This is a genomic window from Salinibacterium sp. SWN248 (assembly GCF_015864575.1).
In the GTDB taxonomy this organism is placed as follows: domain Bacteria; phylum Actinomycetota; class Actinomycetes; order Actinomycetales; family Microbacteriaceae; genus Rhodoglobus.
This window is the reverse complement of sequence record NZ_JADYWW010000001.1, coordinates 813,846-840,130: the sequence shown is the minus strand read 5'-3', so window position 1 is coordinate 840,130 and position 26,285 is coordinate 813,846. Positions and strand designations below refer to the sequence as shown.

Annotated in this window: 28 protein-coding genes; 3 read left to right on the top strand and 25 right to left on the bottom strand. The window is 59.3% G+C overall.

Annotated elements, in window-relative coordinates:
• Positions 1-6: 6 nt before the first annotated feature.
• Positions 7-1,857, bottom strand: a complete 1,851-nt coding sequence (glmS, locus tag I6E73_RS03915) for a glutamine--fructose-6-phosphate transaminase (isomerizing) (RefSeq protein ID WP_197106423.1) — start codon at positions 1,855-1,857, stop codon at positions 7-9.
• Positions 1,858-1,912: 55 nt separating this feature from the next.
• On the opposite strand from glmS, the gene coaA reads away from it, so the two are divergent.
• Positions 1,913-2,860 (top strand): type I pantothenate kinase, encoded by a 948-nt coding sequence (gene coaA, locus I6E73_RS03910; RefSeq protein ID WP_231600380.1) that lies wholly within the window; start codon positions 1,913-1,915, stop codon positions 2,858-2,860.
• 60 nt (positions 2,861-2,920) lie between these two features.
• Here the strand turns inward: coaA and glmM are convergent, their stop codons facing one another.
• The 11 genes from glmM to I6E73_RS03855 form a co-directional block, all read right to left on the bottom strand.
• The gene (glmM, locus tag I6E73_RS03905; protein ID WP_197123259.1) at positions 2,921-4,282 is read right to left on the bottom strand and encodes a phosphoglucosamine mutase; all 1,362 of its coding nucleotides are present in this window, start codon (positions 4,280-4,282) and stop codon (positions 2,921-2,923) included.
• Between the two features lie 26 nt (positions 4,283-4,308).
• On the bottom strand, positions 4,309-4,797 hold the full coding sequence (gene rpsI / locus I6E73_RS03900) for a 30S ribosomal protein S9 (RefSeq protein ID WP_010203784.1): 489 nt from the start codon (positions 4,795-4,797) through the stop codon (positions 4,309-4,311).
• A 41-nt stretch (positions 4,798-4,838) separates the two neighbouring features.
• Positions 4,839-5,285 carry a 50S ribosomal protein L13 gene (rplM, locus tag I6E73_RS03895; RefSeq protein ID WP_197106426.1) on the bottom strand — a complete coding sequence of 149 codons (447 nt, stop codon included), beginning with the start codon at positions 5,283-5,285 and terminating at the stop codon, positions 4,839-4,841.
• 172 nt (positions 5,286-5,457) lie between these two features.
• Positions 5,458-6,234, bottom strand: a complete 777-nt coding sequence (locus I6E73_RS03890) for a class II aldolase/adducin family protein (RefSeq protein WP_197123257.1) — start codon at positions 6,232-6,234, stop codon at positions 5,458-5,460.
• 60 nt (positions 6,235-6,294) lie between these two features.
• Complete coding sequence (locus tag I6E73_RS03885) at positions 6,295-7,710, bottom strand: rhamnulokinase family protein (RefSeq protein WP_197123254.1); 1,416 nt, start codon at positions 7,708-7,710, stop codon at positions 6,295-6,297.
• 21 nt (positions 7,711-7,731) lie between these two features.
• The gene (locus I6E73_RS03880) at positions 7,732-8,481 is read right to left on the bottom strand and encodes a glutamine amidotransferase (protein WP_197123252.1); all 750 of its coding nucleotides are present in this window, start codon (positions 8,479-8,481) and stop codon (positions 7,732-7,734) included.
• A 26-nt stretch (positions 8,482-8,507) separates the two neighbouring features.
• Positions 8,508-9,071, bottom strand: coding sequence for an RpiB/LacA/LacB family sugar-phosphate isomerase (locus tag I6E73_RS03875; RefSeq protein WP_197106430.1), 564 nt, complete (start codon positions 9,069-9,071; stop codon positions 8,508-8,510).
• On the bottom strand, positions 9,068-10,111 hold the full coding sequence (locus tag I6E73_RS03870) for an ABC transporter permease (protein WP_197106431.1): 1,044 nt from the start codon (positions 10,109-10,111) through the stop codon (positions 9,068-9,070). The genes I6E73_RS03875 and I6E73_RS03870 overlap by 4 nt, the downstream gene beginning before the upstream one ends.
• Before the next feature lie 8 nt (positions 10,112-10,119).
• Positions 10,120-11,136, bottom strand: a complete 1,017-nt coding sequence (locus tag I6E73_RS03865) for an ABC transporter permease (RefSeq protein WP_197106432.1) — start codon at positions 11,134-11,136, stop codon at positions 10,120-10,122.
• A 1-nt stretch (position 11,137) separates the two neighbouring features.
• Positions 11,138-12,652 carry a sugar ABC transporter ATP-binding protein gene (locus I6E73_RS03860; protein WP_197123250.1) on the bottom strand — a complete coding sequence of 505 codons (1,515 nt, stop codon included), beginning with the start codon at positions 12,650-12,652 and terminating at the stop codon, positions 11,138-11,140.
• 92 nt (positions 12,653-12,744) lie between these two features.
• A complete protein-coding gene (locus I6E73_RS03855; RefSeq protein ID WP_197106434.1) occupies positions 12,745-13,776 on the bottom strand; it encodes an autoinducer 2 ABC transporter substrate-binding protein in 1,032 nt (343 codons plus the stop codon).
• Positions 13,777-14,058: 282 nt separating this feature from the next.
• Between I6E73_RS03855 and I6E73_RS03850 the strand changes: the two genes are divergently transcribed.
• Positions 14,059-15,111 carry a LacI family DNA-binding transcriptional regulator gene (locus I6E73_RS03850; protein WP_197123248.1) on the top strand — a complete coding sequence of 351 codons (1,053 nt, stop codon included), beginning with the start codon at positions 14,059-14,061 and terminating at the stop codon, positions 15,109-15,111.
• Positions 15,112-15,156: 45 nt separating this feature from the next.
• On the opposite strand, the gene I6E73_RS03845 is transcribed toward I6E73_RS03850, so the two are convergent.
• From I6E73_RS03845 to I6E73_RS03790, 12 genes are all read right to left on the bottom strand, one after another.
• Positions 15,157-16,077 (bottom strand): tRNA pseudouridine(38-40) synthase TruA, encoded by a 921-nt coding sequence (locus tag I6E73_RS03845; protein WP_197123246.1) that lies wholly within the window; start codon positions 16,075-16,077, stop codon positions 15,157-15,159.
• A gap of 73 nt (positions 16,078-16,150) precedes the next feature.
• Positions 16,151-16,663, bottom strand: coding sequence for a 50S ribosomal protein L17 (gene rplQ, locus I6E73_RS03840; RefSeq protein ID WP_197106437.1), 513 nt, complete (start codon positions 16,661-16,663; stop codon positions 16,151-16,153).
• Positions 16,664-16,701: 38 nt separating this feature from the next.
• Positions 16,702-17,697, bottom strand: coding sequence for a DNA-directed RNA polymerase subunit alpha (locus tag I6E73_RS03835; protein ID WP_129072180.1), 996 nt, complete (start codon positions 17,695-17,697; stop codon positions 16,702-16,704).
• A gap of 163 nt (positions 17,698-17,860) precedes the next feature.
• Positions 17,861-18,259, bottom strand: a complete 399-nt coding sequence (gene rpsK / locus I6E73_RS03830) for a 30S ribosomal protein S11 (protein ID WP_197106438.1) — start codon at positions 18,257-18,259, stop codon at positions 17,861-17,863.
• 51 nt (positions 18,260-18,310) lie between these two features.
• Positions 18,311-18,685: a 30S ribosomal protein S13 gene (gene rpsM / locus I6E73_RS03825; protein ID WP_197106439.1), complete on the bottom strand. Its 375-nt coding sequence runs from the start codon at positions 18,683-18,685 to the stop codon at positions 18,311-18,313.
• Positions 18,686-18,879: 194 nt separating this feature from the next.
• Positions 18,880-18,996, bottom strand: coding sequence for a 50S ribosomal protein L36 (gene rpmJ, locus I6E73_RS03820; protein ID WP_197106440.1), 117 nt, complete (start codon positions 18,994-18,996; stop codon positions 18,880-18,882).
• 75 nt (positions 18,997-19,071) lie between these two features.
• Positions 19,072-19,293 carry a translation initiation factor IF-1 gene (gene infA, locus I6E73_RS03815; RefSeq protein ID WP_010203795.1) on the bottom strand — a complete coding sequence of 74 codons (222 nt, stop codon included), beginning with the start codon at positions 19,291-19,293 and terminating at the stop codon, positions 19,072-19,074.
• 144 nt (positions 19,294-19,437) lie between these two features.
• Positions 19,438-20,571, bottom strand: a complete 1,134-nt coding sequence (locus I6E73_RS03810) for a mannitol-1-phosphate 5-dehydrogenase (RefSeq protein ID WP_197123244.1) — start codon at positions 20,569-20,571, stop codon at positions 19,438-19,440.
• Positions 20,568-21,005, bottom strand: a complete 438-nt coding sequence (locus I6E73_RS03805; RefSeq protein WP_197106442.1) for a PTS sugar transporter subunit IIA — start codon at positions 21,003-21,005, stop codon at positions 20,568-20,570. Before I6E73_RS03805 ends, I6E73_RS03810 begins: the two co-directional genes overlap by 4 nt.
• 11 nt (positions 21,006-21,016) lie before the next feature.
• Positions 21,017-22,546, bottom strand: a complete 1,530-nt coding sequence (locus tag I6E73_RS03800) for a PTS mannitol transporter subunit IICB (protein WP_197123242.1) — start codon at positions 22,544-22,546, stop codon at positions 21,017-21,019.
• Between the two features lie 57 nt (positions 22,547-22,603).
• Positions 22,604-22,870, bottom strand: a complete 267-nt coding sequence (locus I6E73_RS03795; protein ID WP_197106444.1) for an HPr family phosphocarrier protein — start codon at positions 22,868-22,870, stop codon at positions 22,604-22,606.
• Positions 22,863-23,195 carry a PTS sugar transporter subunit IIB gene (locus I6E73_RS03790; RefSeq protein ID WP_197123240.1) on the bottom strand — a complete coding sequence of 111 codons (333 nt, stop codon included), beginning with the start codon at positions 23,193-23,195 and terminating at the stop codon, positions 22,863-22,865. The genes I6E73_RS03795 and I6E73_RS03790 overlap by 8 nt, the downstream gene beginning before the upstream one ends.
• Positions 23,196-23,323: 128 nt before the next feature.
• On the opposite strand from I6E73_RS03790, the gene I6E73_RS03785 reads away from it, so the two are divergent.
• Complete coding sequence (locus I6E73_RS03785; RefSeq protein WP_197123238.1) at positions 23,324-25,255, top strand: transcription antiterminator; 1,932 nt, start codon at positions 23,324-23,326, stop codon at positions 25,253-25,255.
• A 15-nt stretch (positions 25,256-25,270) separates the two neighbouring features.
• Here I6E73_RS03785 and I6E73_RS03780 read toward each other — a convergent pair whose 3' ends face one another.
• Positions 25,271-26,278 carry a hypothetical protein gene (locus tag I6E73_RS03780; RefSeq protein WP_197123236.1) on the bottom strand — a complete coding sequence of 336 codons (1,008 nt, stop codon included), beginning with the start codon at positions 26,276-26,278 and terminating at the stop codon, positions 25,271-25,273.
• Positions 26,279-26,285: the final 7 nt, after the last annotated feature.

Below are 26,285 nucleotides of genomic sequence, written 5' to 3'. Positions count from 1 at the left end.
TGAAACCTATTCGACAGTGACAGACTTCGCGAGGTTGCGAGGCTGATCGACGTCGAGTCCCTTCGCAGCAGAAAGCTCCATGCCGAAGATGTGCAACGGAATGACAGCAAGCAGCGGTTCAAAGAACGAACCAGCCAACGGAATCGGAATAACCTCATCGGCGAACGGCAGCACTGCAGCGTCGCCCTTTTCGGCAATCGCGATAACGCGAGCGCCCCGAGCACGAATCTCCTGAATGTTGGAGACAACCTTCTTGTGCAAGGAGTTGGGGTCGCGCGGGCTCGGAACGATCACGAAGACAACCTGACCGGGCTCGATGAGCGCGATCGGACCGTGCTTGAGCTCGCCTGCGGCGAACCCCTCAGCGTGGATGTACGCGAGCTCCTTGAGCTTGAGTGCACCCTCGAGCGCGATCGGGTAGCCAACGTGGCGACCAAGGAAGAGCACCGACTGGGTATCCGTCATCCAGTGCGCAAGCTGCTTGATCGACTGCGAGGTCACCAAGACCTCAGAGATCTTGTCGGGAATAGCCTGCAACTCGGTCACATTGTCGCGAATCTCTTCTTCGCTGAGCGTGCCGCGCACGCCCGCGATGTGCAGACCAATCAAGTACAGCGCGGTCGCTTGGGCAACGAAAGCCTTCGTGGATGCCACAGCAACTTCAGGACCAGCGTGCGTGTAGACAACAGCGTGCGATTCACGCGGAATCGTTGCGCCGTGCGTGTTGCACACCGAGACAACCTTCGCGCCGGACTCCATAGCGAACTTGACCGCCATCAGCGTGTCCATGGTCTCGCCCGACTGGCTGATCGAGATCACGAGAGTGCGGTCCGTCAAAATCGGGTTGCGGTAGCGGAACTCGTGAGCGAGCTCAACATCAACAGGAACGCGCGCCCACGCCTCAATGGCGTACTTGCCGAGCATTCCCGCGTAGGCCGCGGTTCCACACGCAATGATGACAATTCGGTCGATGTTCGCAATGACATCGTCTCCGAGGGGCTCGAATTCGGTGAGCTTGACCAGCCCATCCTGAACACGACCAAGAATGGTGTTGGCTACGGCATCCGGCTCTTCGCTGATTTCCTTAGCCATGAAGCTCGACCAGCCACCCTTTTCGGATGCTGATGCGTCCCACGCGATATCGAATTCTTCGACCTCAACAGGGTTGCCATCGAAGTCGATGACATCAACGGAGTCAGGACGGATCGTCACGATCTGGTCCTGGCCGATCGCAACCGCGCGGCGGGTGAACTCCACGAAAGCCGCAACGTCAGAGCCCAAGAAATTTTCGCCGTCGCCCAAACCGATAACGAGGGGCGAGTTGCGGCGAGCGCCGACAACAACCCGAGGCTGGTCTTGGTGCACGGCAAGAAGAGTGAAGGCACCCTCGAGACGCGCAACAACGCTCTGCATCGCTGCAGTGAGGTCACCCGTCTTGTCGTACTCGCGCCCAACCAACAGCGCCGCCACCTCAGTGTCGGTCTCGCTGATGAAAGTTTCGCCCTCAAGCAGCAGCTCGTTCTTCAGCTCAGAGAAGTTCTCGATGATGCCGTTGTGAATGAGCGCGAGCTTTGAATCACGGCTCAAGTGCGGGTGCGCGTTCACATCGGTGGGGCCACCGTGGGTCGCCCAGCGAGTGTGGCCGATACCGGTGGCGCCGTTGCTCAGAGGCTCGGCTTCGAGGTCATCCAAGAGCATCTGCAGCTTGCCGGCACGCTTGCGCGTTCCGAGCACTCCAGCCTCATCAATGATTGCAACACCGGCGGAGTCGTAACCCCGGTATTCGAGACGCTTTAGACCGCCGAGGAGAACCTCAAGGCTTTTTTCGTTACCAACGTAACCGACGATTCCACACATGGAGACGAGTTTAGTTCCCCAAGCTGGGTATCCGTGCGCAGATAGGATGTTCGGGATGCATGAACATGGCTCCGGACACGGTCACATCTCTCCCTTTCTAGAAATCGATCGGAGCGATTGGGCTGAACTTGCCCCGAAAATGAAAGTTCCCCTGACCCAGGCGGAGCTCATTGAGTTGCGCGGACTCGGCGACGAACTCGACCTCACCGAAGTTGCTGAGGTGTATCTCCCCCTCAGTCGCCTCTTGAATCTGTATGCAGAGAACGCCCAACAGCTGCACTCCGCGACCACCCAGTTCTTGGGAGCATCCACCGGGCGCACCCCATTTGTCATTGGTGTCGCAGGGTCGGTCGCCGTCGGAAAGTCCACGATCGCCCGGCTGCTCCGCGAGTTGCTCTCCCGCTGGGAAGGCACACCACGCGTCGAACTCCTCACCACCGATGGCTTCCTGCACCCCAACGCAGAACTCGAACGCCGCGGCATCCTCGAACGCAAAGGGTTTCCTGAAAGCTACGACCGCCGAGCGCTGCTCCGCTTCGTGAGCAAGATCAAAGCCGGCGAGCCTGTGGTGCGCGCCCCTTTCTATTCTCATCTGGCCTACGACATCATTCCGGATGCGGCCGTGACTGTGCGCAAACCCGACGTACTCATCGTCGAAGGCCTCAACGTGCTGCAACCACCAAGCGCGGGAAATAGCCTCGCCGTCAGTGACCTCTTCGACTTCACCATTTATGTGGATGCCCGCACGAGCGACATTGCGCACTGGTACGAAGAGCGCTTCCTGAGGCTCCAGCGCGGTGCATTCAGCAACCCGCGATCCTACTTTCACCGCTTTGCCGACCTCAGCGAGAGTGCAGCCCGCGCACGCGCTCAGGAAGTGTGGAAGCGCACCAACGAGCCCAACCTCATCCAGAACGTTCGCCCCACACGACCACGGGCATCGCTCATTCTTCGCAAGGATGCCGACCATGCAGTCTCAAAGGTTTTGCTGCGCAAGACCTAGAGAATTGCGGTCACGCCGGGTGCACACGCATGTAACGACGACGTGCCGTGAGAACGCTCGTTAGTAGCCGAGTTGAGCGAGCACAACGGCGGCAAGACGATCCGCCATCTGCTGAGCGACCTCGTGGTGCTCGGCTTCAACCATGACGCGGATCATGGGTTCGGTGCCAGATGCCCGCAAAAGTACGCGCCCCGTGTCACCCAGTTCGGCTTCCACAGCAGCAACCGCGTCAGCGATAGCGGCGTTGGAGCCGAGCGAGTGGTGGTCAACCCCGCGAACGTTCACAAGAACCTGCGGGTAGACGGTCATCACAGCGGCCAGTTGAGCCAGCGTTTTGCCGGTGCGCGCCATTTCGGCCACCAGATGAAGACCAGTGAGGATGCCGTCGCCGGTGGTAGCGAACTTGGTCATGATGACATGGCCAGATTGTTCTCCACCAAGGGACAGCCCATGCTCTCCCAGAGCTTCGAGCACGTAGCGGTCGCCGACCTTCGTCTCGAGCATCCTGATGTTGTGCTCAGCCATTGCGCGGCGGAGCCCCAAGTTGCTCATGACAGTCGCGACGAGTGTGCGGTCCTGCAACACACCACGCTCGGCCATCGAGACAGCAAGAATTGCCATGATCTGGTCGCCATCGACGATGTTGCCCTCTTTGTCCACGGCGAGGCAACGGTCAGCGTCACCGTCGTGGGCGATGCCGACATCGGCACCGTGAGCGAGGACTGCCGAGGCAAGGTTGTCGAGATGCGTCGAGCCGACGCCCTCATTGATGTTGATGCCGTCGGGGTCTGCACCGATCACGGTGACCTTGGCACCGGCATCCGTGAATACCTGCGGTGAGACGCCGGCCGCGGCGCCATGAGCGCAGTCGAGAACGACGTGGATGCCCGCTAGCTGATTGGGCAGCGTCGACAACAGGTGGACGACGTAACGATCTTCAGCATCGGCGAACCGGCGGATGCGACCAACCTCGATGCCGGTGGGAGCCAGGCTCGGTGCGGCGAGGGCTGCTTCGATGCGGTCTTCGACCTCATCGGGAAGTTTCGTGCCGCCCTGACCAAAGAACTTAATTCCGTTGTCGGGGGCGGGATTGTGCGACGCGGAGATCATGACTCCGAGGTCGGCTTTGAAATCGGCAACGAGGAACGCTGCTGCCGGGGTGGGAATTACTCCGGCGTCGAAGACATCGACGCCCGAGCTCGCGAGCCCCGCGGATACTGCGGCGGAAATGAATTCGCCGGATACGCGGGGGTCGCGTGCAACAACTGCGACGGGACGGCGGCCTGAAGCGCGCCGACCATCAGCAACTCGACCCTGACCCAGTACGACTGCTGCCGACTGAGCCAGGCCGAGTGCAAGCTCGACAGTAAGATCACTGTTCGCTAATCCGCGAACACCATCTGTACCAAAAAGACGTGCCATGCGTTGCCGCTAGCAGGGAAAGCGGGTTAGCGCTTCGAGAACTGCGGAGCCTTACGGGCCTTCTTGAGTCCAGCCTTCTTACGCTCCTTGACGCGAGCGTCACGGGTAAGGAAGCCAGCCTTCTTGAGGATCGCACGGTTGTTCTCTTCGTCAATCTGGTTGAGCGAACGAGAGATACCGAGACGCAGTGCGCCGGCCTGACCCGAGGGGCCGCCACCGGTGATGCGTGCGATTACGTCGTAACCGCCGAGCAGGTCAAGGACCTTGAACGGGTCGTTGATGAGCTGCTGGTGAAGCTTGTTGGGGAAGTACTCGGCGAGCTCACGGCCGTTGACCGTGATGGTGCCCGAACCGGGAACGAGACGCACGCGGGCGATTGCCTGCTTGCGACGTCCGACGGCTGCGCCGGGAACGGTGAGAACGGGGCGAGGTGCGCTTGGCGCCTCAACTGCTGCCGACTCGGTCGTGTACGACTCGGGTGCACCCTCGGTGATTGAATCTTCGATCTTAGCCACTGTAATAAGTCCTTTTATCTTTGCTTAGTAAAGCGCGGGCGCTACTGAGCGACCTGGGTGAGGGTGTACGGAGTCGGCTGCTGAGCAGCGTGAGGGTGCTCAGTACCCGCGTAAACCTTCAGCTTGGACAGCTGAGCGCGACCGAGTGAATTCTTGGGGAGCATTCCGCGGACGGCCTTTTCAACGGCGCGCGTGGGGTGCTTCTCCAACAGCTCGGAGTACGTGGTGGCCGTGAGCCCACCCGGGTAACCGGAGTGGCGGTAAGCCTTCTTCTGCGCGAGCTTGGAACCGGTGAGGGCAACCTTCTCAGCGTTGATGATGATGACGAAGTCACCCATGTCCATGTGAGGAGCAAAGGTGGCCTTGTGCTTTCCACGGAGCAAGATGGCTGCGTGGCTGGCGAGACGGCCGAGAACGATGTCGGCGGCGTCGATGATGACCCATTCCCGCTTGACGTCTTCGGGCTTGGGCGAATATGTACGCGTCACAATAGTGCTGCTTTCATTGATCGAGTGAGGTGTTCGTGAATCCCGCTCCGATGGTTGTTTCAGAAGAAACAATGCCGGTTGGAGGGCTCATGATCGGATGTCGCACCCTATAGTGCAGACACCAAGGGTCAACTCTAGCGGAACTGCGGCCCGGCGGCAAACGCCAATGCGACTATTTGGTGGTGCCGGTGAGGGCAGCGCGCCGCTCACGGAAGTCGGGGCGGTCGAAGTAATGGGCGGTCGCTTCCGCACTCAGACTAGCGATTCCGCCGGCTTGCAATGCACCGAGACGCACCCGTGCACTTTTCACAGCCATGAGGGAAATCGCTTCAGCACCCTCCGCCGTGTCAGCGATGGCAACAATTCCGTGGTTGCCGAGCAGGATCAACGACGGCACCTCACCATGCTGCTCAACGTGCTCACCGAGTCGCGTGAGGAACAGCTGGCCGAGCTCGATACCGGGCTGAGCATAAGGAATGTAGAGGCTGCGACCCAAGACCATGAGTTCGTCAGAGTAGACCGCATCCGCAAATGAAGTCTCCGCGTGAACGCTCGCGAGTAGCGATACAACAGCGGTCGGGTGGGTATGAGCCACGTACCGCGCCGGGGCATACGCGCGCACCGCAACGTGAATGAGAGTCTCAATGGATGCCCGCACCCGCTGACCGCCGACCTCACCGGCATCCAGTTCGGCTGTCAACCGGTCCTGGCTGGCATTCGGATCACGCAGCACCTCGAGGAGAGGCTCGATTTCGACACTGACAAAGTTTGCTGCCGTTGCGTTCTGCATCGATGAACCCGACGTCTTGACGATAATCGTGCCATCAGCAATCAGTTCACTCGTGTTGCCTTCAGCGAGAATTACGAGGTCACGCGCGGGCAGGCCGAGGCGGGTGGTGAGTCCCAGTAGGTCGGCACTAACAAGGTCGGGAGCAATTCGTGCGGTCATCTTTTCAGTCCTTTGTTGGGCGAATTCAGGGGTGAGGCGAATTCAGAGAAAGTTGCGGCGTCAGCGAGGCATATAGCTGACGGGATGATGCGTGCGTCGTACGAGATCACGGAGCGAGTCGAGACTGCCCGAGATGTGCCCCATCGAACGAGCTTGAACTAGGACACTGCCGAGTGCTGTCGCCTCGACCGGGCCCGCGAGAACGGGGATTCCCGCGCGGTCGGCGGTGCGCTGACACAGCAAACGGTTGAGGGATCCGCCGCCAACGATGTGGATCGTCTTTACGGGGACGTCGCCGAGCGAGCCAGCGCTGAGCACGGCGTCCGCGAAAGCTTGGGCGAGTGATTCGATAATGCAGCGGGCCATTTCGGCGCGATTGCTCGGTGGGCGGATGCCGCGTTCTGTGCACCACGCAGTGATCCGTCGAGGCATATTGCCTGGCGCCAAGAATCGAGGATCGTCGACGTCGACTACGGGCATCGCGTCGGAGACAGCGGAGGCTGCCTCAATAAGTTCGGGCAAACTGATCGCTTCACCGTCGCGTTCCCACTGGCGCACTGCTTCGCTCAGAATCCACAACCCCATGACGTTACGCATGAGAAGAATGCGTCCATCGACGCCGACCTCGTTGGTGAATCCAGCGGTACGGGCCGCCTCGGTAACAACGGGGCTCTCCAACTCGACACCGGCCAGTCCCCACGTTCCGCACGAAATAAATGCTGCCGTCTCCGGTTGCATCGGAATCGCCGTCACCGCCGACGCCGTATCGTGCGAGCCAACCGCAATCACCTCGATGGGTGACTCTGCGCGCACTTGGGTAGCGACATCCGCGTCCAGCTCGCCAACGCGAGTACCCGGGATCACGAGCTCGGGCAACAGTTCGCGCCGCACTCCGGCGACGTCAAGCAGACTGTCGCTCCACTGCCGAGTGTGCACATCGAGCAGTCCGGTCGTTGAGGCCATTGTGGTCTCGGCGATACTGGTCCCGCTCAGCCAGTACGTAAAGAGGTCGGGCATGAGAAGAACAGTGTCAGCTAGCTCGAGCCGATTTTCTGCCGCGTCGGCTGCAAGTTGGTAGATCGTATTGATCGGCATGAACTGGATGCCCGTTGCCGCGTACTGCTCAGCCTGCGAGCTCATCGACTCCACGTTCTCGATCGCGGCGCCGGTTCGTTCATCGCGGTAGTGCCGTGGATTGCCGAGCAATTGCCCGTCGCGCAGCAGTCCGTAGTCGACGCCCCACGTATCGGTCGCTATCGACGAAATGGTCGGCACTTCACGGATCGCGGAGGTGAGTCCGTCGAGCGCGCCCTGCCATAGCGAGAGCACATCCCAGTGCAGTCGGCCGCGCACGCTCACCGGACGGTTAGCGAAACGCGCGTGCGTTGCCGTGCGCAGCTGGTTGGGGCCGACTTCACCCAGAATTACTCGGCCGCTAGTCGCGCCACAATCGAGAGCAACAACATGGCCCACCATCAAATCTCACTCGCCCCGTGCTTAGTCTGACTCGCGAGCGAGCCACGAGATGAGCTGGTTCCACATGGGGGCAAAGCCGTCCCATTCCAAGAACTCGGTCGGCAACCAGTGCGGGCCCATGTCGCTGGCGAAGGCCGCGACACGACCTAACCCTTCTCCGTCCACGACGAGAAGGGGAAAGTCGCCGACGGTCGCAAGGGTCTGCGCGCTGCCCCGTGCCACCAAACGGTGATGACCGAGCACTGCTGGCCAGGAGGTCGGCAGCCCTGCGGTCGCGGGGTGATCGCCCAGTGAGGTCGCTTCGACGCCCTGCGGAGTCTCTTCCCTATCGTCGCCGATTTCCATTTCGACGGGAAGAATGCTCGCGAGAGCTGTGTTGCGGTAGTTCGCTTTCGCTTCGATGCCTTGGAAGCTGAGGTAGCCGCCAACCATCAAGAGCGATCCGCCGTCGCGCACCCACTTCGCCAATACTTCGAGGCGATGAGGAATCCGCTCGCCCTTGGCAAAGACGCCGTTGGGCAGCAAGAGCGTGTTAGCGCCGATATCGCTGAGCACGACGACGTCGTACTGGCTGAGTTCCTCAGCGGTAGTCGGGAATTGTTCGGCCGCAACGTGGTTGGGCTGGAATTCAACAGTGTTACCCGCTGACTTCAGCGCAGCGATGAAGTCATCTGCCCCTTCGGCGTATGCGGAAGTGACAAAAGAGTCAAAGCCCTTCGTGTGGATCGACGTCGTCGACCATGACTCTCCTGCGAGTAATACCTTCGCCATGTCTCTCCCTGTGGCTATTCGTTCGGTTAGTAAGCGAGGCCGCGAGGCTCAGGCCCCATGGAAACGTTGCGTTCCCCTACGACCTCGAAGCCGTTGTCTTTGTACGCCTGGTAGTCGAAGTTTTCGCATTCTTCGTAACCGACCATGTGGTAGTCGGCGAAGCCTTCCCAGTCTTCGTAACCGTCACCGAAGTTGTTCTCAAGGAACGCATCCGCCATCGCCATTCCGAGGCGCGGGCCAATGTAGAAGGCGCCCATGGCCATGAGGTTGCAGTTATTGGCCGTGGCTGCACGAAGAGCTGCCGGAGCGCTCTCGCAGACGGCGGCGTGCACGTGAGGCACCTTGCTGGCAGCAACGTGGATGCCCATTCCGGTGCCACAGAACGCGAGAGCTTTCTCGAACTCGCCCTCGGCGATTTTGGCTCCGAGCATGAAACCGGCACGGTGGTACATCGGGATGTCGTCGAGCGTTGGCGTCAGGTCAGTGACGGTCCAGTCCCGTGCTTCCAAGTGGCGTTTGACGGCCTCTTTGAGCGGGAATCCGGCAAAGTCAGCGCCCACAACTACATGGCGGTCCTTGGTTAGCTTCATGATTTGTTTCCTTTCACACCGAACAGACGAGAGAGCCTGTTCTTTTTAGTCCATTGATTCACCACGATGACGAGAAGCAGCACTCCACCCCAGATCAGCGGGCGGTAGAAGTTGCTGATGTTCGGGAAAGTGTTGAGCAGCGAGGAGAGAACCTGCAGCACAACGACCGCGAGGATCACGCCAGACAGTCGCCCTGATCCACCGTTCGGGTTCACGCCACCCAACACCACGATCAACACGGCGAGCAGGGTGTACGTGGAGCCATAGTCAGCCTTCGCCGAGTTGTAGTTGGCGAGCATCACGAGACCGGCAGCGGCAGCAAAGATGCCCGAGGTCATGTAGGTACGGATGATGAGGTTGTCGGTCTTGAGCCCACTGAACCGTGCCGCCGTCTCATTCGATCCCAGCATGTAGAGCTTGGTGCCGAATGCTGTCTTGTACATGATCAGAGCGATCACGACAGTGGCAAGGATGAAGATGATGAGCGGCATCGGGATGATCCCGAAGACGCGCTGCGCCATGATCTCGCCGTACTGCGCGGGAAGGCCACTTGCGGGCTTTCCTCCCGTGATGATGACCGCGATACCGGTGAAGAGCTCGAATGTTCCGAGCGTCACCAGAATGGCGGGGATCTTCACTTTGGCTATCAAGAACCCGTTGAAGGCGCCGGCTATCGCTCCCACAATGAGCGAGAACGCGATCGCCGCGACAACAGCCAAGTAGCCCTGGGGGCTGTCGGCGCCGGTGGGCGCGATTGACATCATGAGGGTCGCACTGCCAATGGCCGTCATGTTGGCGACACCGACCACGGAGAGGTCGATTCCTCCAATGATCATGGTGAGCATCACCCCGAGAGCCATGAGGCCGAACTCGGGGAACTGAACAGCCATCGACTGCCACGTCGCGATTCCAAAGAAGTTCTTGGTCTTGACGAGCATGAAGAACGTCAAGAGCAGAACGAGAATCACGGCGAGGCGCGTGACGTGCGGATCGCGAGTGAGGCGATCCCGAAGAGGCGTAAGAGTCGTAAGAGCTGACATTGCCGTCCCTATCCTTGAACCAGCGCAGGTGCGCGTTTGCGTGATCGGGTGAGTTGCACGGCCGAGATACCTGTTCCGACGAGGATCAGGGTGCCGAGCGCGAAGCCTTGCCAGAAGGTGGGGATGCCGACCAAGATCATGCTGTTTTGCACAATCACGATCAGAAGCGTTCCCAGCATCGTGCCGGTCAGTGTTCCGGTTCCTCCTGTAATGGAGGCGCCGCCGAGCACGACCGCCGCGATGACCATGAGCTCCATACCGAGCAGGTTCGTCGGATGCATCTGGTCCATCATGCTCGTACGCACCAGTCCGGCGAGGCTCGCGATGATTCCCACGATGACGAAGAGCCAAAACTTGATCTTGCGCACCTTGAAGCCGGCACGAGCGGCAGCACTTTCGTCACCACCAATCGCGTAGAGACCACGGCCAAAAGTGGTGTATCTCATCACGACGAAGGCAACGGCAACAACAGCAACCAAGATGAGGAAGGCCATCGGCATGTTGGACGTAAGCCCAGATTCGGGGTTTGTCGCCACGAACAGTGTTGACCGGCCGAAGTCACTCATCCCCTGCGGCAGGTTCGGAATCTGCACCGACTTGAAAACGCCCTGCATGACTCCGGAGAAGACGCTCGCGGTACCGAGAGTGATGATGAGCACGGGCACCACGAACCTCGAGGTGAAGAGTCCGTTGAACGCTCCGAGGATCGCGCCAACCACAATGACTAGCAGGAACGGGAGCCAGACTCCCCCGGAATAGCCCGCATCCACGAGCACGCGGGTGGTCGCGTAGACCGAGAGCGAAGCCAGCGCCGGAAACGAAACATCGATTCCGCCGGCCACCAGCACCATGAAGGCGCCAACCGCAAAGATGCCGGGAACAACCATCGCGTTCGCAAGGTCGACCAGGTTATTAGCGGAGAAGAACTGACCGCTCCGCAACTGGATGACAATGCTCACGGCAATGATCACGAGCAAGAGGTAGAACTCGTTTGATTTAGTGAGCTTTCGCACTAACTTGGCCATCTCAGCCCTTCCCGTCAACAGTGCTCGGGTCTTTCGACATGAGCTCGGCGAGCTCGGATTCGGTCGTCGTGCGCGGGTCGATTTCCGCCACGATTCGTCCTGCGTTCATCGCCATGACCCGGTTGCAGTTCTGGATGACCTCAGGGATGTCATCGGAGATGATGATGACGCCGAGACCTTCGCTCGCAAGTGTGCGCAAGATGCGATGGATGTCGTGCTTCGACCCGATATCTACTCCGACCGTTGGGCCGTTGAGGATCAGAATCTTCGGGTGGGTAGCGAGCCACTTCGCCAGCACGATGCGTTGCTGGTTTCCTCCCGAAAGAGTGTTCACCGCGTTAGCAGGGTTGGGAGTCGCGATCTTGAGTTCGTCTACCCAGCGTTGGCCTTCAGCATCCGCCTTGCGCTGATCGAGTGCCCCCAACTTCGAGACGAACGAATCGAGCTCGGAGATCACGATGTTAGAACTAATGGAACGCTCGAGGAAGAGACCTTCTGTGAGGCGGTCTTCGGGAACGTAACCAATCCCGTGGGCGATGGCGGAGCGAACGCTGTTCACATCGACGGCTTCGCCATTGATCAGGATCTCACCAGAGTCAGCGGGCTTCGCACCGAAGAGCGAGAGCGCGAGTTCCGTTCGCCCAGAACCAAGCAGCCCGGTGATTCCTAGGATCTCGCCTTTGCGAAGAGTGAGATCGACATCTGCGAAGGCGCCGTTGACGCCGAGGCCGCGGGTTTCGAGGATGGGTTCGTCCGAGACGTGCTCGGGAACGAAATGGTTGTCGTCGAATTCACGACCAGTCATGTGGTGCGAGAACGTCGCGTGATCGAGTTCCTCCGGCAAGCACGTGATAACTGACTTACCGTTGCGGATGATCGTGAAGCGTTCGCTGATTTCGAAGACTTCATCGAGCTTGTGGCTCACGAACAGCGTCGCAATTCCCCGGGCCTTGAGATCGAGGATGATGGCGAAGAGCGCGTCAACCTCTCGCTTCGTCAGAGCCGTCGTTGGTTCATCCATGATGATGAGTTTTGCGTCGCTCATGAGAGCGCGGGAGATAGCAACGAGTTGCTTCTGCGCGACAGAAAGCTGGCCGACCTTTTCGTCAAGGTCGATCGTGAAGTTGATTTTGGCGATCGCCTCTTCGGCGACGGCCCGCATCCGCTTCCAACTCACGAAAGTGCGGTGGGCGGCGAGTTCGGCGTTGAGCGCCAGGTTTTCCATCACCGTGAGGTTCGGAAAAACGGAGAAGTCTTGATAAATGACCTGAACACCGTTCGAGATCGCCTCGATGGGCGACAGCTTCGAGAACGTTTTGCCGTTCAGTTCGATGGTTCCGGTATCGGGGGCGTGCACACCAGACATGACCTTGATCAGCGTGGACTTGCCACTGCCGTTCTCTCCGGCGAGACAGTGGATCTCTCCGGGAGCGATCTCTAAGGTGATGCCATCAAGCGCTTGAACGCCAGCGAAAGCCTTACCGATATCGCGTACCGCGATGACGTTATCTACCATCGTCCGGTCCTTTCCGCGCGTGAATAAATCGTGGGGGTGCGACCAGGGCAGAACGGATGTTCGCTCTGCCCTGATCGCGAAAACGGGACTGCTTAGAAGCCGAAGCTATCTACGTTGTCCTTGTCGATAACTACCCAGCCGTTACCTTCGAGAACCTTGTCGCTACCTTCAGCGAACGTCATGTTCTCGTAACCGGTGACTCCGAGGTTTACACCGTCGGCGATGTCTTCACCATCGAGGATCTGCTCGGCGAGCGATGCCAGAGCGTAACCAGCGTCTGCTGGGTCCCAGAGGGTCAGCGTCTTGACGAGGCCCTTTTCGAGGATCGACTTGTTAGCGGCCGGCATACCGGTTCCACTGACGAAGACCTTGCCGGTGAGGCCGAGTTCTTCGATCGCACGAGCGACACCAGGAGCGTCAAACGACGAGGTTCCGACGATGCCGGTTACTTCGGGGTACTTCTTGAGGAGCTCCTTGGCAGCCTGGTAGGCGACCTCTCCGTCGTCTTGCGACTCAACGCGCGGCTCGGCAGCAAGCAGCGTCATGTTGGGGTACGCCTCAGCCTGACGAGCAACCGCACCGTCGGCCCACTCGTTGTGCGAAGCGTTCGTTACGTGGCCAACCATCGTGGCGTAGGTGCCCTCTTCGCCCATTGCCTCAGCGAGGTTGTCCATGATGAATGCGCCGTACTGGGTGTTGTTGAAGGCTTCGATGTCGTACATCGTGTTTTCTTGGCTGGCACCTTCGTGGGTGACAACAACGATGCCGGCGTCCATGGCCTGCTTCAAGACGGTCTCAAGTGCTCCCGGGTCAACCGGTACGACGCCGATAGCGTCTACACCCTGAGCGATGAGGTCTTGGATGACCTGAACCTGCAGTGTGGCATCCGTCTCAGCGGGGCCCTTTTGGTAAACATCGTTGCCGGAATCAGCGGCGAACTTGTTGACGCCCTCTTCCATGCGAACGAACCACGGGTTAGTCGAGTCCTTGGGGACGATAACAATTGTGTAGGCGTCTTCCCCGGATGCGGTGGAAGTGTCGGCGTCAGCGGAACATCCGGCGAGGCCGAGTCCTACGACGGCCACGAGACCGATCGCGAGGCCTGCAAAGCGACGTTGCTTCATGTGTTTCTCCTTTTGGTGTGAGTGCAGTGTTGCGCGGACGCAGCGCCTAGAGCCTCAGCACTTTCGCGTCATTGCGCCCGGTCGAGAATTTTGAACCGGTTCATTTTTTAAAGCGGTTCAAACGTACACTGGACAAATACCGATATGCAACCGCTAGGCAGAGATGATCACAACGATGCGATTACGAGAACCTCGACTGCACCCTTACGCGGCGCACCCGAGCAATGCCCTTAGAGTGAGAAACCTGCAGCACCCGAACCATGCACAAGAAGTGAGCAATCCATGAGTACCCCCGACACTGCGACATCGAAGTCGCCCGCCGGGATCCGCGATGTCGCCGCGCTGGCCCAGGTTTCGACCGGCACCGTGTCGAATACGATCAACCGACCCGACACCGTCCACCCGCGCACCCGCGCCGCCGTAGAGAAAGCGATTGCCGAACTGGGCTTCGTGCCCAACCAGCAAGCCCGCGTGCTCACGGGAGCCTCCAGCAACGTCATCGGGCTTGTCGTTCTGGATATCGAAAGCCCCTTCTACATGGAAGCCGCGCACGTCATCGAGCGCACCGTTCGCGAATCGGGCCACGTGGTGATGCTCTGCAATTCCGAAGGGGACACCACCCGCGAGTCCGGACTTCTCGCGATGTTGGCCGCCCAGCGAGTCCGCGGCGTACTACTGGCACCTGCGAGCCTCGACGAAGACGCCGACCCCTACAAAGACCTCCCCGGCGATCTGCCCGTCGTGTTGCTCGATTACAACGGCGGCCCAGAACACTGCTCCATTTCCGTCGACAACGTCGCAGGCGGACGCCTCGCAATCGAACACCTGCTGCAGCTAGGCCACACCCGCATCGCTGTCGTCGGAGGACCAACCGGGCTCCGTCAGTTCGCCGATCGCGCCCAGGGCGCACGCGAAGCGATCATTGCAGCCGGCATGGATCCGGAAGTGTCGTTGATCGAAGTCAGCACGTCAGGGATCGGCATCCAAGATGGTCGACGAGCAGCAGAACTACTTCTCGAGGGAGACTCCCCCGACGCCGTATTTTGCGGAAACGACATGCTCGCCTTCGGCGTCTACCGCGGACTTATCGACGCGGGGCTTAGCGTGCCAGAGGACGTTGCGCTCGTCGGGTACGACGACATTGACTTCGCCCGCGACTGGGTTGTGCCGCTCACGTCAGTGCGCCAACCCATCGACAAACTCGGCACGCGCGCTGCACGATTGCTCATTGAGCACTCAGCGCGAGAAGATTCCCACACCCACCGTCAAGAGGTCCTCCCGCCCGAGCTCGTCGTGCGACGTTCCACCGACCTTCGGGCGCCCGCGCAGCACTGACGTGGCACGAGGCAACAGCGGCGGCGCAGCCAGCAACAGCGGTGGCTAGTCGATCAACTCACGACGTGATCGCGTGAGTTCTGCACGCGCGTGCAGTTCTTCATCTGGCGGATAACCGACCTCGACAAGCGTGAGTCCTTTAGCAGGCATGACCTTGTATTCGCTGCCCTTCGAACGTTCATCGCGGATGTCAGCAGGGCGCGAAGCATCAATCTTGCCCTGTCCCACAAAGACTCCGGCTCCCACCAGCGACCGCACCATGCTGTGGCAAAACGCATCGGCGCGCACTTCAGCGAGGATGATGCCCTCATCGGTGCGGATAAAGCTGAATCGCTCAAGGCTGCGCACCGTCGTGGCACCTTCGCGGGGCTTGCAATAGGCAGCCCAATCGTGGAGCCCGAGGAGCTCTTTCGCCGCCACATTCATCGCGTCCACGTCGAGCGTGGCCGGGTACCAGAGTGTGTGATTGCGTTGACGTGGGTCGCGCGGTGACTCATTGTCGGCAATACGGTACTCGTAGCGTCGCCAGAGGGGCGAGAATCGGGCATCGAACCCGTCCGCCGCGATCACTGACTGGGTAACAAAGATGTCGGACTCAAGGCCCGTGATGCCATTGATCCGTCGTGCCAGAGAGGCCGGTCCGTCATACCGCCGGCCGCCCATGTTGCCGCGCCGCGGGCGGTCGAGGCTGCGCAGCTGAGTCTCAGTGAGGTCAAGGTGAGCCACTTGGCCTGTCGCGTGTACGCCAGCATCCGTGCGTCCGGCAACGACCAGTTGCGGTGTAACCCCAAACCGCCGAAAGATGACGGCCAGGGCGTCTTCAATGGTGCCTTGCACGGTGCGCAGCACAGGTTGCTTGCCCCACCCAAAGAAATTCGTACCGTCGTAGGCGATATCTAGTCGCAGACGAGCAAAGGGCGCGGCATCCGACTCTAGCGCCGGGATGGCGGGTGCCGTTTCAGTCATAGTCCAACCCTATTTCACGAAGAAAACCCCGGCCCGCACGAAGCGGAGCCGGGGTTTTCTCGAACGAAGAAAGTTACTTCTCTTCTGCAGTCTCTGCAGCAGCATCCTCGACGGCGACGTCTTCGGTTGCTACTTCTTCGACGGGAGCTTCCTCTACGGCGGGCTCTTCTGCAGCAGCCTTGGGCTCAGCCTTAGCGGCAGCCTTCGGAGCCTTCTTCTTGGGCGTTACGGGCTCAAGAACGAGTTCCATCTGAACCATCGAAGCGTTGTCTCCCTTGCGGAATCCAAGCTTCGTGATCCGGGTGTAGCCACCATCGCGGTTCTCAACCTGCGGTGCGATGACCGTGAAGAGTTCGTGGATGACGGTCTTGTCGCCGATGATTCCGAGCGCGCGGCGACGGTTGTGCAAGTCACCCTTCTTCGCGAACGTGATCAGGCGCTCAGCAACGGGACGCAGGCGCTTGGCGCGCATTTCCGTTGTCTTGATGCTCTTGTGAGTAAACAGGGCTGCGGCCAAGTTGGCAAGCATGTGGCGCTCGTGCGCCGGTCCACCGCCGAGACGCGGGCCCTTAGTAGGTGTAGGCATTTTCTAATTCTCCAGTGTCAAAGTTTCGAGCCAGTGGCTCAAGCGTTGGTCTCGTCGTCGGCGTATCCGCCGTAGAAGTGTGCTCCGTCGAATCCGGGAACGCTGTCTTTCAACGACAGTCCCATCTCGACGAGCTTGTCGCGCACTTCATCAACCGACTTCTGACCGAAGTTACGGATGTTCATGAGCTGAGTCTCCGACAGAGCAACCAGTTCACTTACGGTGTTGATGCCTTCGCGCTTGAGGCAGTTGTAGCTACGTACCGAAAGGTCAAGATCTTCGATCGGCATGCTGAGTTCGGTCGAAAGCACGGCGTCAACCGGTGCAGGACCAATCTCAATACCCTCTGCTGCCGTGTTGAGCTCGCGAGCGAGTCCAAACAGTTCGGTCAGCGTGCGACCGGCCGAAGCCACTGCATCGCGAGGGGTGATTGCCGACTTGGTTTCAACATCTACAACCAGACGGTCAAAGTCAGTGCGCTCACCGGCACGAGTTGCCTCGACGCGGTAGGTGACCTTGAGTACGGGCGAGTAGATCGAGTCGACCGGAATTTGGCCGGCTTCGCTGAACTCGCTGCGGTTCTGGGTTGCGGTGACATAGCCACGGCCACGCTCGATCGTCAGCTCAAGTTCAAACTTGGCCTTGTCGTTGAGCGTTGCGATGACGAGTTCCGGGTTGTGGATCTCGACACCGGCAGGTGCTGAGATGTCCGCTGCGGTAACTTCACCAGCACCCTGCTTGCGCAGGTAAGCGGTGATCGGCTCGTCGTGCTCACTGGAGACTACGAGGTTCTTGATGTTAAGGATGACCTCAGTGACGTCTTCTTTGACACCGGCGACGGTGCTGAATTCGTGAAGAACTCCATCGATACGGATGCTGGTGACAGCTGCTCCGGGGATCGATGAAAGAAGGGTGCGACGGAGTGAGTTTCCGAGGGTATAACCGAAACCAGGTTCGAGCGGCTCGATAACGAACCGTGAACGGAATTCGGAAATGTTCTCCTCAGCAAGGGTGGGACGCTGTGCAATCAGCACTGGTAATTCCTTTCGGCGAAGTGTCCGCTATATGACACTTGTGGGCGACGGGTGGCTGGCCCGACGTTGTATTGAGTTGTGCGCTGGAACTGTGAGCGAGGGCCACTAGGGCCCTCGCCACGACGCCAGCACTAACGAGTTGCCCCGCTAGTACGGCGTGAAACTAAACGCGACGACGCTTGGGCGGACGGCAACCATTGTGCGTCTGCGGTGTTACGTCGTTGATCGAACCCACTTCGAGGCCAGCGGCCTGCAGCGAGCGAATCGCAGTTTCGCGACCCGAACCCGGTCCCTTGACGAAAACGTCAACCTTTTTGACACCGTGCTCCTGAGCCTGGCGTGCAGCCGACTCAGCAGACATCTGTGCGGCATAAGGGGTCGACTTACGCGAACCCTTGAAGCCAACGACACCTGACGACGACCAGGCAAGAACTGCGCCGGTGGGGTCAGTGATGGTCACGATGGTGTTGTTGAACGTTGACTTGATGTGAGCCTGGCCCACAGCAATGTTCTTCTTTTCTTTACGACGCGGCTTACGAGCGGCCGATTTTGGTGCTGCCATTGTTTTCTCCTAAAACGTTGATGGCGACGACACTGGGGTTGAACCCAGGGTCTATCGGGCCTTCTTCTTGCCGGCTACGGTGCGCTTCGGGCCCTTGCGGGTACGAGCGTTGGTCTTCGTGCGCTGACCGTGAACGGGCAGTCCCTTGCGGTGACGGATACCCTGGTAGCTTCCGATTTCAACCTTGCGGCGGATGTCTGCTGCAACCTCACGGCGGAGGTCACCTTCTACCTGGAAGTTTCCTTCGATGTAGTCGCGCAGCGCGATGAGCTGGTCATCGGTGAGATCCTGAACACGGATCTCTCCGCTGATCTGGGTGTCGGCGAGGGTTTTGAGTGCCCTCGTGCGGCCAACACCGTAAATGTAAGTCAGTGCGACCTCTACACGCTTGTCGCGTGGGATGTCGACGCCTGCTAGACGTGCCATAGTGGCTTCTCCTGTTTGATGAGTGGAGGTCTGTAACAGCACCTGTGCACCGGCCTCCAACCGGTGGTGTCCCTGTTTCTCGTTCTCACAAGTCTCAGATCTGGTGTTGCTAGTTCTTGTATTTAGTTATGTGCGCTGCGGTGTGTGACGATTGCTCGCCCCACCCGTGCAACTGTGCGATCTGCTCGCGAACCTTAGCCCTGGCGTTGCTTGTGACGCGGGTTCGACTTGCAGATAACCATGACGCGACCGTTGCGGCGAATTACGCGGCAGTTGTCGCAGATGGGCTTAACGCTGGGGTTAACCTTCATTATTTTTCCTTGTGAATCGCTGTCGTCGTTCCACTAGCCCGCAAGGGCACCGTGGACGTTACTTTCCAGCGCGGTCTACTTGTAGCGGTAGGTGATGCGGCCGCGAGTCAGGTCATACGGGCTCAGCTCTACAACTACACGGTCCTCCGGAAGGATTCGAATGTAGTTCTGTCGCATTTTGCCCGAGATGTGCGCGAGCACAACGTGGCCGTTCGTCAACTCAACACGAAACATCGCGTTGGGCAGAGCCTCGACTACTGCTCCTTCGATCTCAATGACACCGTCTTTTTTGGCCATAGCCTCTTCGTCGCTATAAGTGGGGTTCGCTGGTCTGCGTAGATTGTGGTGAGTGACTTTCGAGAAAGCCAAGGCGCGAAAAAATCGGCCTGAAACACCAAAGAGAAAGCCTACGCTAATCCCGGGCGTTTCACCAAGTTGGGGCTAAGATTGCGCGCTAACCGTTTCGACGGAAGCGTCATAGAGAGCATCGCCCTCGCGAAGTCCCATCACTTCAGTCACGAAATCGGGGGCCGTCAGGGATGACCGCAGCTCCAGCATCCGCACACTTTCGGGGTCTTCTGGCACGTTGAACTGCATCGCGGCGCCGACCGCACGCAGGATCGCGTGAGGAGTCGTTCCGGATGCTGCCAGTTCGCTGGCAGGACTGATGAAGCGCTCGTTGCGCGACAACTTGCGCAGCGGACTACGGCCAACGCGCTCGGGAGTATCGGGCAAGTGTGGGTTGCTAAACCGACGAGTGCACGTCGCGACGTAGGCAGCGTGCTCAGCAGCGTCGAAGCCGTGCTTAGCGATGAGCATCGCGCTGGTCTCAGCTAAGACGGCATCAACCTCCGCCGCCACTTCGGGGATCGCCATCGCGGCAGAGAGTGTCTCCGCCCCGCGAAGATAGCCGTGGTACGCCACTGTGGCGTGACCGGTGTTGACAGTGAAGAGCTTGCGTTCGATGTAGGGCTCAAGGTTGTCGACGAAATGCACGTCGGCAATGTCGGGAACGCTGTCACCAAACGGGGCGCTCTCGATAGCCCACTCGAAAAAGTCTTCTACCGTGACGTCGAGTCCGGCAGCAGGATCTTGGGCCGGCACGATGCGGTCGACAGCAGTGTTCGCAAAAATCGCTTTCGCGGCGAGCGTTTCAGCGTCGACAGCGACCGCAACTTCGGCGCGCAGATTGTTCGTGGCGTAGAGCGCGTTCTCACACGCAAGCACCTGCAGCGGTGGCAGATCACCAGCGCGAGCCTTGATCGCCTGAGCAATCAAGGGAGCGACGAACTTGAGGATGTTGGGGCCGACAGCGGTAGTCACCATGTCGGCGGTGGCGATCTCTTCGATCACGCCTGCTTCGTTGCTCGCGCTGTTGAGTGCGCGGAAGTTGTCGACAGTCTCGGTGCGGGGCTCCGCGCCCACTTCGTGCACCTGGTAGCTGTCTGCGGCGGCGAGGCTGTCGATGAGCTCTGCTGCGACATCCGCAAACACAATCTCATAGCCAGCCTTGTGCAGGATCAGACCAACGAAGCCACGGCCGATGTTGCCGGCTCCGAAATGTACGGCCTTCATGCGTTGTTCAATTCAGCGAGAAGAGCGAGAAGTTCGTCTTCGCTTGACGCGTCAATGAGCTTCTGAACTTCGTCATTGTCGCTAAAGATCGTGGCAACAGCGGCGAGGGTGTCCATGTGGCCACCGTCTTTGCCTGCGATGCCGACAACGAAGCGAACCTCGTTGCCATCCCAATCGATGGGATCCGCGTACCGCACGAACGAGAGCGCAGACGACAAGATCGTGTCCTTGCCCTCGTTCGTGCCGTGCGGAATGGCTAGGAAGTTTCCCATGAAAGTTGATGTCAACTCTTCGCGGGCCTTCATGAAGCCAAGGTACTCGGGCGTTACCGCGCCAGCAGCAATCAGAATCTCCGCCGCCTCAGCGATGGCTTCTTCTTTGGTGCGAGCGGTGCCAGCCGCTTTGATCTGGTCTAGCTCGAGTACCTTGCTCATGATTTCTCCTGTTATTCGCTAACCATGTTTACGACTTCATCGTATTTCGGACTGTTCATGAAGTTATCAACCGAAACATGAATTGCGCCGGGAACTTTCTCCGTGGCACGATCTGTCAGCTGATTCTGCGTGATGATGAGGTCTTCCGAACCATCGAGGTTCGCAATTGCCTTGTTCGTCACGTTGACGCCCTCGATGCCGGCCTTCGCAAACTTGTTGCGGAGAACGGTTGCTCCCATTGCACTCGATCCCATGCCTGCGTCACACGCAAACACAACGTTCTGGATCTTCGTAGCGGTTGCGGCACCAGCGGTTGCGCCAGCAGCAGCAGCACCGGTTCCGAGCAGGTCGCCTACTGAGCTGTCCTTGCCCTTGTTGGCAGCGTTCTTAGCAACAGCAGCAGCAAGTGCGTCGTCGCCGTTAGCCATTGCCTCGAGGTCACGCTTACGGCCGGCACGGATGATGACCGCAGCGACAGCGAACGAAACAGCAGCCGAGAACACTACCGACAGCAGTACGCCGACGATGCTTCCAGGAGGAGTCTGCGCGATGACCGCAATGATCGATCCAGGCGATGCTGGAGCACGTAGACCGGACTGGAAGATGACGTTCGTGAGAACACCAGTTGCTCCACCAGCAATTGCAGCAACAACGAGAAGCGGCTTAGCCAATACGTAGGGGAAGTAGATCTCGTGAATACCACCGACGAAGTGAATCAGGATGGCGCCGGGAGCGCTTGCGCGCAGCAGGCCAACACCGAACACCAGGAAGGCGAGCAGGATACCGAGGCCGGGGCCAGGGTTTGCTTCGATGAGGAAGAGGATCGACTGGCCCTTTTCGAGCGACTCTGCCGTACCGAGTGGTGTGAAGACACCGTGGTTGATGGCGTTGTTGAGGAAGAGGATCTTGCCAGGCTCAACGAAAACGCTGGCGAGCGGGAGCAGGCCGTTGTCAACGAGGAATGCGATGACGGATTCGAGACCGTTGCTGATCGCCGTAACAATCGGGGCGATGAGGAAGAACGAAGCAATCGCGAGCAGCATTCCGACGATTCCGCCGGAGAAGTTGTCGACGAGCATTTCGAAGCCGGGACGAATCTTTCCGACCCAGATCGAGTCGATCTTCTTCATGACCCATGCAGCACCAGGACCAACGATCATGGCACCCAGGAACATCGGGATACCAGCGCCGATGATGACACCCATCGTCGCGATAGTTCCGATAACTCCACCGCGGGTTCCGTAGACCATGCGGCCACCGGTGTTAGCAATGAGCAAGGGGAGTAGGTAAATGATCATCGGGCCGACGAGGCCCGTGTTCGTTACCTCGGGGTCAAGGCTCCAGCCACCGAGCTGCTGAACCCAGACCGGGTCGATGCCGAGCAGCGGCAACCAACCAGTTTGGATGAACAGTGCAGTGATAAAGCCCCAAGCGATGAATGCCGCGATGTTCGGCATCACCATTCCGCTAACGAAGGTTCCAAATTTCTGGACCCCTACGCGCGCACCGCCACTCTTGGCGGTCGTAGACGACGTTGTCATTGTTTTACTCCGATATCTGTGATGTGAGGATACTGCGAGGGAAGCGACCGAACACGACTAGCTCTCGTCGTGATCGGTACTGAGAATTTCGGTCAAGGTGGCGATAACAGCGTCGGCGCCATCGCCTTCAGCGGCGATAGTGACCTCGTCGCCATGGGAGACACCGAGCGAAATAACGCTCAGGATGCTCGAGGCATTCACCGACTTGTCGCCTTTGGCGATTGTGATGTCGAGGCCGGAGGCAGCTGCCGCCTGCGTGAAGAGTGACGCGGGACGAGCATGAAGCCCGTGCGCCGAAGCCACCCGAATAGTCTGTTCAGCCATTGTTGCTGCTTTCTGTCGTTACTTGAGGGAGGGAGCCAAGAAGGTCGAGGGCAATATTTGCGCCGGCCGCGTCAAAGTTCAGTGCGGGAAGCTGGATCGCCGTCGCACCAATCGCGTTGGCCGCGATTGCTGCCTGATCGAAGAAGTCGGCAACGTGGGAGCTCACCAACACGACATCCACAGAGGTGAGCGGCATGCTCAGCGCTGCAACGCTCGCGGGGGCGAAGGTATGGGGAAGTCCGCGAGCAGTCGCCTGTCGACGAAGTGCGTGCGCCAAAAAGGTGCTCGAGGCACCTGCTCCGCACAAGACCAGCACCGTTGACACCTGATCGCCTCCTCGCGATAAACCTGCTCAATTCCTTCGGTATCTATATTCGCTGGGAAGGTCCCCTGAGTTCCAATAGAGAAGATTCCGCCCCCGCGGAAAGGTTCATAGGCGAGAATGGAGTTCTTATGCTCGCCAACCACGCACGACTCATCGACTACCTCGCTCAGGCCGAGGCGTGGGTTACCGCTGCCGAGCTCGCCGACAAGCTCGGCGTCACTACGCGCAGCGTGCGCAGTTATGTCACTGCGGTCAAGTCTTCAGCGCTCCCCCTTGAAGTCATCGAGTCGTCGACTTCGGGCTATCGCCTCAATCGCGACAACTACGCGGAGTTCCTCAAGGGCGCCTCGAATCGCGAGGCAGAACGCCCCCGCGATCGCCAGTACCATCTTGTTCGTCGCCTTGGCGATGCCCCTGAAGGCACCGACATCCATGCTCTTGCCGACAGCTTCTTCGTGAGCGAGTCCACCATTGAGGCAGACTTGCGAAAGATCAAGGCTGCAGTCGAAGAGTCGGGGTTGACCCTCGCCCGCCGAGGACCGCTCGTTATCTTGTCGGGCACCGAGCCGAACCTGCGCCGCCTGTTGAGCAAAATGTTCCGCCACGAAGAGTCCCAGGGGTTCCTTGAACTCGAAAGTATTCAGCGCGAGTTCGAGTCGTCAGACCTCCGCTCGTTCAAGACCTCGCTGCTCGAACTTCTTGACTCACACGGATACTTCGTCAACGAATACGGGATCAACCATGTTTTGCTCCACGTCGCGATAGCGGCGGACCGCACGCTTCCTCGCGATTCCGAGACAACGGAGGCAGAACCGGCGGCTGCGTTGAGTACAGCGCCCGTGCACTCAACAGACGCCGCGGCGTTCTCGGACGACCTTGCGGAGCTCATTACCTCCCATTTCGGTGCGAACCTGCGCGAAGATGACCTCAATGAGATCGAGCTGCTGCTCACAACGCGCGTGATCACCCGCGCTGCCAGCCCCGACTCCCCTGCCGATGTCGATTTAGAAGAACTCACGACACGCGTGCGCCGCACTGTGAAACACGTCGGCGAGGAATATCTCATCGATCTTGACGATGACGACTTCATCATGAGGTTGTCCCTGCACGTGCGCAATCTCATCCTTCGCGCCCAAGACCTCTCCTACTCTCGCAATCCCATGACTCGGTCGATCAAGACCACCTACCCCATGATTTACGAACTCGCCGTCTTTATCGCCGCAGAAGTGCAACGCGATGAGGGCATCACGATCCACGACGATGAAATCTCCTACATCGCCCTCCATGTCGGGTCGCACCTCGAACGTCAAGCGAAACGCGAAGTGCGGCTCACCGCTGCGCTCGTGTGCCCCAATTATCACGATCTCCACGTCATCCTGAGGGAGCGCATTGAAGCAGTGCTCGGCGACGAGTTGCAACTTCGCATCGTGATCACGCGCACCGATGTCGACCTCGCCGAACTTTCGACCGATCTCGTGCTCACGACAATCGATCTGCGGTCGTTCGCCGACAATGTCGTGCTCATCCAGCCGTTCTTGACCGAAACCGATGTCGATGCGATTCGCCGCACGATCAGTCGCGTCCGTCGTCTACGTCGCCGTCGAGAGCTTACTGACGAGCTCTTGCGATTCTTCGACCCTGCGCTTTTCTTGCGCAATTTCACGGCTCCTAGCGAGGAGGCAATGATCGCTGCCCTCGGTCATCGGATGATCGAAGCTGGCGTGATCGACCACGGCTACATCACGGGCGCCATCGAACGGGAACGTATGTCATCGACAGCGTTCACTGACACGCTGGCTGTTCCCCACGCGATGACCATGAATGCCCATCGCACCGCGATCAGCATCGTCATTAATGAAACGCCGATGCCGTGGGGCGAGAACAAAGTTAACGTCATCGCTTTGATCGCCTTCAGCGCTGCCGGCCGCACGACGTTCCAGACGGTGTTCGATCAGTTCGTCACCGTATTTTCGGATCGCGATTACGTGCAGCAACTCGTCAAGAAAGCAGTCGACTTTCCCACCTTTATTGACGAACTCGTTCGCGGCATCGAAAGCTAGCACGCGGCAAGCGGGCTACTGCGAGATAGTGCGGGGCGCGAAAGCGATCGCCGCGTACCAGTCACGAATAGTCTGCTTTTGTGAGGCGTTGCAGGTATACCCGTAGCCGCCGAGCTCCCAATACTCATACTCGCTCACCCATACGGTTTGCTCGACCGCCCAGCCGTCGAGATAAGTGAGAGCAAAGCAGTCGGCCATGATCTCGTACTTCGGCGCATCCACGGTTGCATTCGCAACGAAGGCTTCCACAGCCTTCTCTGTCTCGTCGAAGTTTGTGAACTGCAACACGTGGGCGTACTCGTGATAGGCGAGCCCTGTGCGCTGCCACGTGTTCATATACGGCTGCTGGTCGGACTGCGCATCGTAGTGCGCCGTATAGGGGTCATCAGAGGTCACGCACCCCGCAACGTCCTGCCCACACAACGCGTCCGCGTCATCGACAGCAGAGAGAGCGAAACCGCGACCCAAGGAATCAGTAACCGATTCCATAGTCGTGCCGGTTGAATTAGTGGCGAGGTTTGTGGCGGCGGCAGCAAGCGTCTCTTGGAGTGCCACGGTTGCCTCTTCGACACGGAGGGAATCCTCGCGCACTTCCTGCGCATCCCACCTGTCTTTCCAAGTCTGCTGCGCCCAACCCTCATAGCGGTCGAGGTTCACCACTCCCCCCACACGCACGCCTTCGAACTCGGCGACGACCGCCATGAGGCCGTCCATTGCGAGACCGAAGGTTTGCTTTTCATCGATGAGTTCGATTTGCTCTTCGATCTCACGATCCTTCTGCTCGATCGCTTCTCTAGCCTGTTCAAGGCGAACAAAGGTAAGCACGAACAGTACGGCTGCGGCCACGAACGCGAGGGCAAGAACAACGACGGTGATGATGAGCCCGCGACGCCGAGACGGCTGTCCAGGGACATCCGCGACTGTAGCGGCATCAGTGACCGTAGCGGCATCAGGCGCAGGCTCTACGGCATGCGAACTTAGAGGCTCAGGATCCTGCTGAGAGTTCGACACATCGTTCGACATCCACAAG

Excerpts from the sequence above, each read along its gene's own strand:
- I6E73_RS03795 (WP_197106444.1), bottom strand. The coding sequence starts at position 22,870 with ATGGCTGAACAGACTATTCGGGTGGCTTCGGCGCACGGGCTTCATGCT.
- I6E73_RS03885 (WP_197123254.1), bottom strand. The coding sequence starts at position 7,710 with ATGGTGGGCCATGTTGTTGCTCTCGATTGTGGCGCGACTAGCGGCCGA.
- I6E73_RS03805 (WP_197106442.1), bottom strand. The coding sequence starts at position 21,005 with ATGAGCAAGGTACTCGAGCTAGACCAGATCAAAGCGGCTGGCACCGCT.
- I6E73_RS03855 (WP_197106434.1), bottom strand. The coding sequence starts at position 13,776 with ATGAAGCAACGTCGCTTTGCAGGCCTCGCGATCGGTCTCGTGGCCGTC.
- rpmJ (WP_197106440.1), bottom strand. The coding sequence starts at position 18,996 with ATGAAGGTTAACCCCAGCGTTAAGCCCATCTGCGACAACTGCCGCGTA.
- I6E73_RS03890 (WP_197123257.1), bottom strand. The coding sequence starts at position 6,234 with ATGACCGCACGAATTGCTCCCGACCTTGTTAGTGCCGACCTACTGGGA.
- infA (WP_010203795.1), bottom strand. The coding sequence starts at position 19,293 with ATGGCCAAAAAAGACGGTGTCATTGAGATCGAAGGAGCAGTAGTCGAG.
- I6E73_RS03800 (WP_197123242.1), bottom strand. The coding sequence starts at position 22,546 with ATGACAACGTCGTCTACGACCGCCAAGAGTGGCGGTGCGCGCGTAGGG.
- glmS (WP_197106423.1), bottom strand. The coding sequence starts at position 1,857 with ATGTGTGGAATCGTCGGTTACGTTGGTAACGAAAAAAGCCTTGAGGTT.
- I6E73_RS03870 (WP_197106431.1), bottom strand. The coding sequence starts at position 10,111 with ATGTCAGCTCTTACGACTCTTACGCCTCTTCGGGATCGCCTCACTCGC.
- I6E73_RS03880 (WP_197123252.1), bottom strand. The coding sequence starts at position 8,481 with ATGGCGAAGGTATTACTCGCAGGAGAGTCATGGTCGACGACGTCGATC.
- I6E73_RS03845 (WP_197123246.1), bottom strand. The coding sequence starts at position 16,077 with ATGACTGAAACGGCACCCGCCATCCCGGCGCTAGAGTCGGATGCCGCG.
- I6E73_RS03860 (WP_197123250.1), bottom strand. The coding sequence starts at position 12,652 with ATGGTAGATAACGTCATCGCGGTACGCGATATCGGTAAGGCTTTCGCT.
- I6E73_RS03875 (WP_197106430.1), bottom strand. The coding sequence starts at position 9,071 with ATGAAGCTAACCAAGGACCGCCATGTAGTTGTGGGCGCTGACTTTGCC.
- rpsK (WP_197106438.1), bottom strand. The coding sequence starts at position 18,259 with ATGGCAGCACCAAAATCGGCCGCTCGTAAGCCGCGTCGTAAAGAAAAG.
- rpsM (WP_197106439.1), bottom strand. The coding sequence starts at position 18,685 with ATGGCACGTCTAGCAGGCGTCGACATCCCACGCGACAAGCGTGTAGAG.
- glmM (WP_197123259.1), bottom strand. The coding sequence starts at position 4,282 with ATGGCACGTCTTTTTGGTACAGATGGTGTTCGCGGATTAGCGAACAGT.
- I6E73_RS03865 (WP_197106432.1), bottom strand. The coding sequence starts at position 11,136 with ATGGCCAAGTTAGTGCGAAAGCTCACTAAATCAAACGAGTTCTACCTC.
- coaA (WP_231600380.1), top strand. The coding sequence starts at position 1,913 with ATGCATGAACATGGCTCCGGACACGGTCACATCTCTCCCTTTCTAGAA.
- I6E73_RS03780 (WP_197123236.1), bottom strand. The coding sequence starts at position 26,278 with ATGTCGAACGATGTGTCGAACTCTCAGCAGGATCCTGAGCCTCTAAGT.
- I6E73_RS03785 (WP_197123238.1), top strand. The coding sequence starts at position 23,324 with ATGCTCGCCAACCACGCACGACTCATCGACTACCTCGCTCAGGCCGAG.
- I6E73_RS03810 (WP_197123244.1), bottom strand. The coding sequence starts at position 20,571 with ATGAAGGCCGTACATTTCGGAGCCGGCAACATCGGCCGTGGCTTCGTT.
- I6E73_RS03850 (WP_197123248.1), top strand. The coding sequence starts at position 14,059 with ATGAGTACCCCCGACACTGCGACATCGAAGTCGCCCGCCGGGATCCGC.
- rplQ (WP_197106437.1), bottom strand. The coding sequence starts at position 16,663 with ATGCCTACACCTACTAAGGGCCCGCGTCTCGGCGGTGGACCGGCGCAC.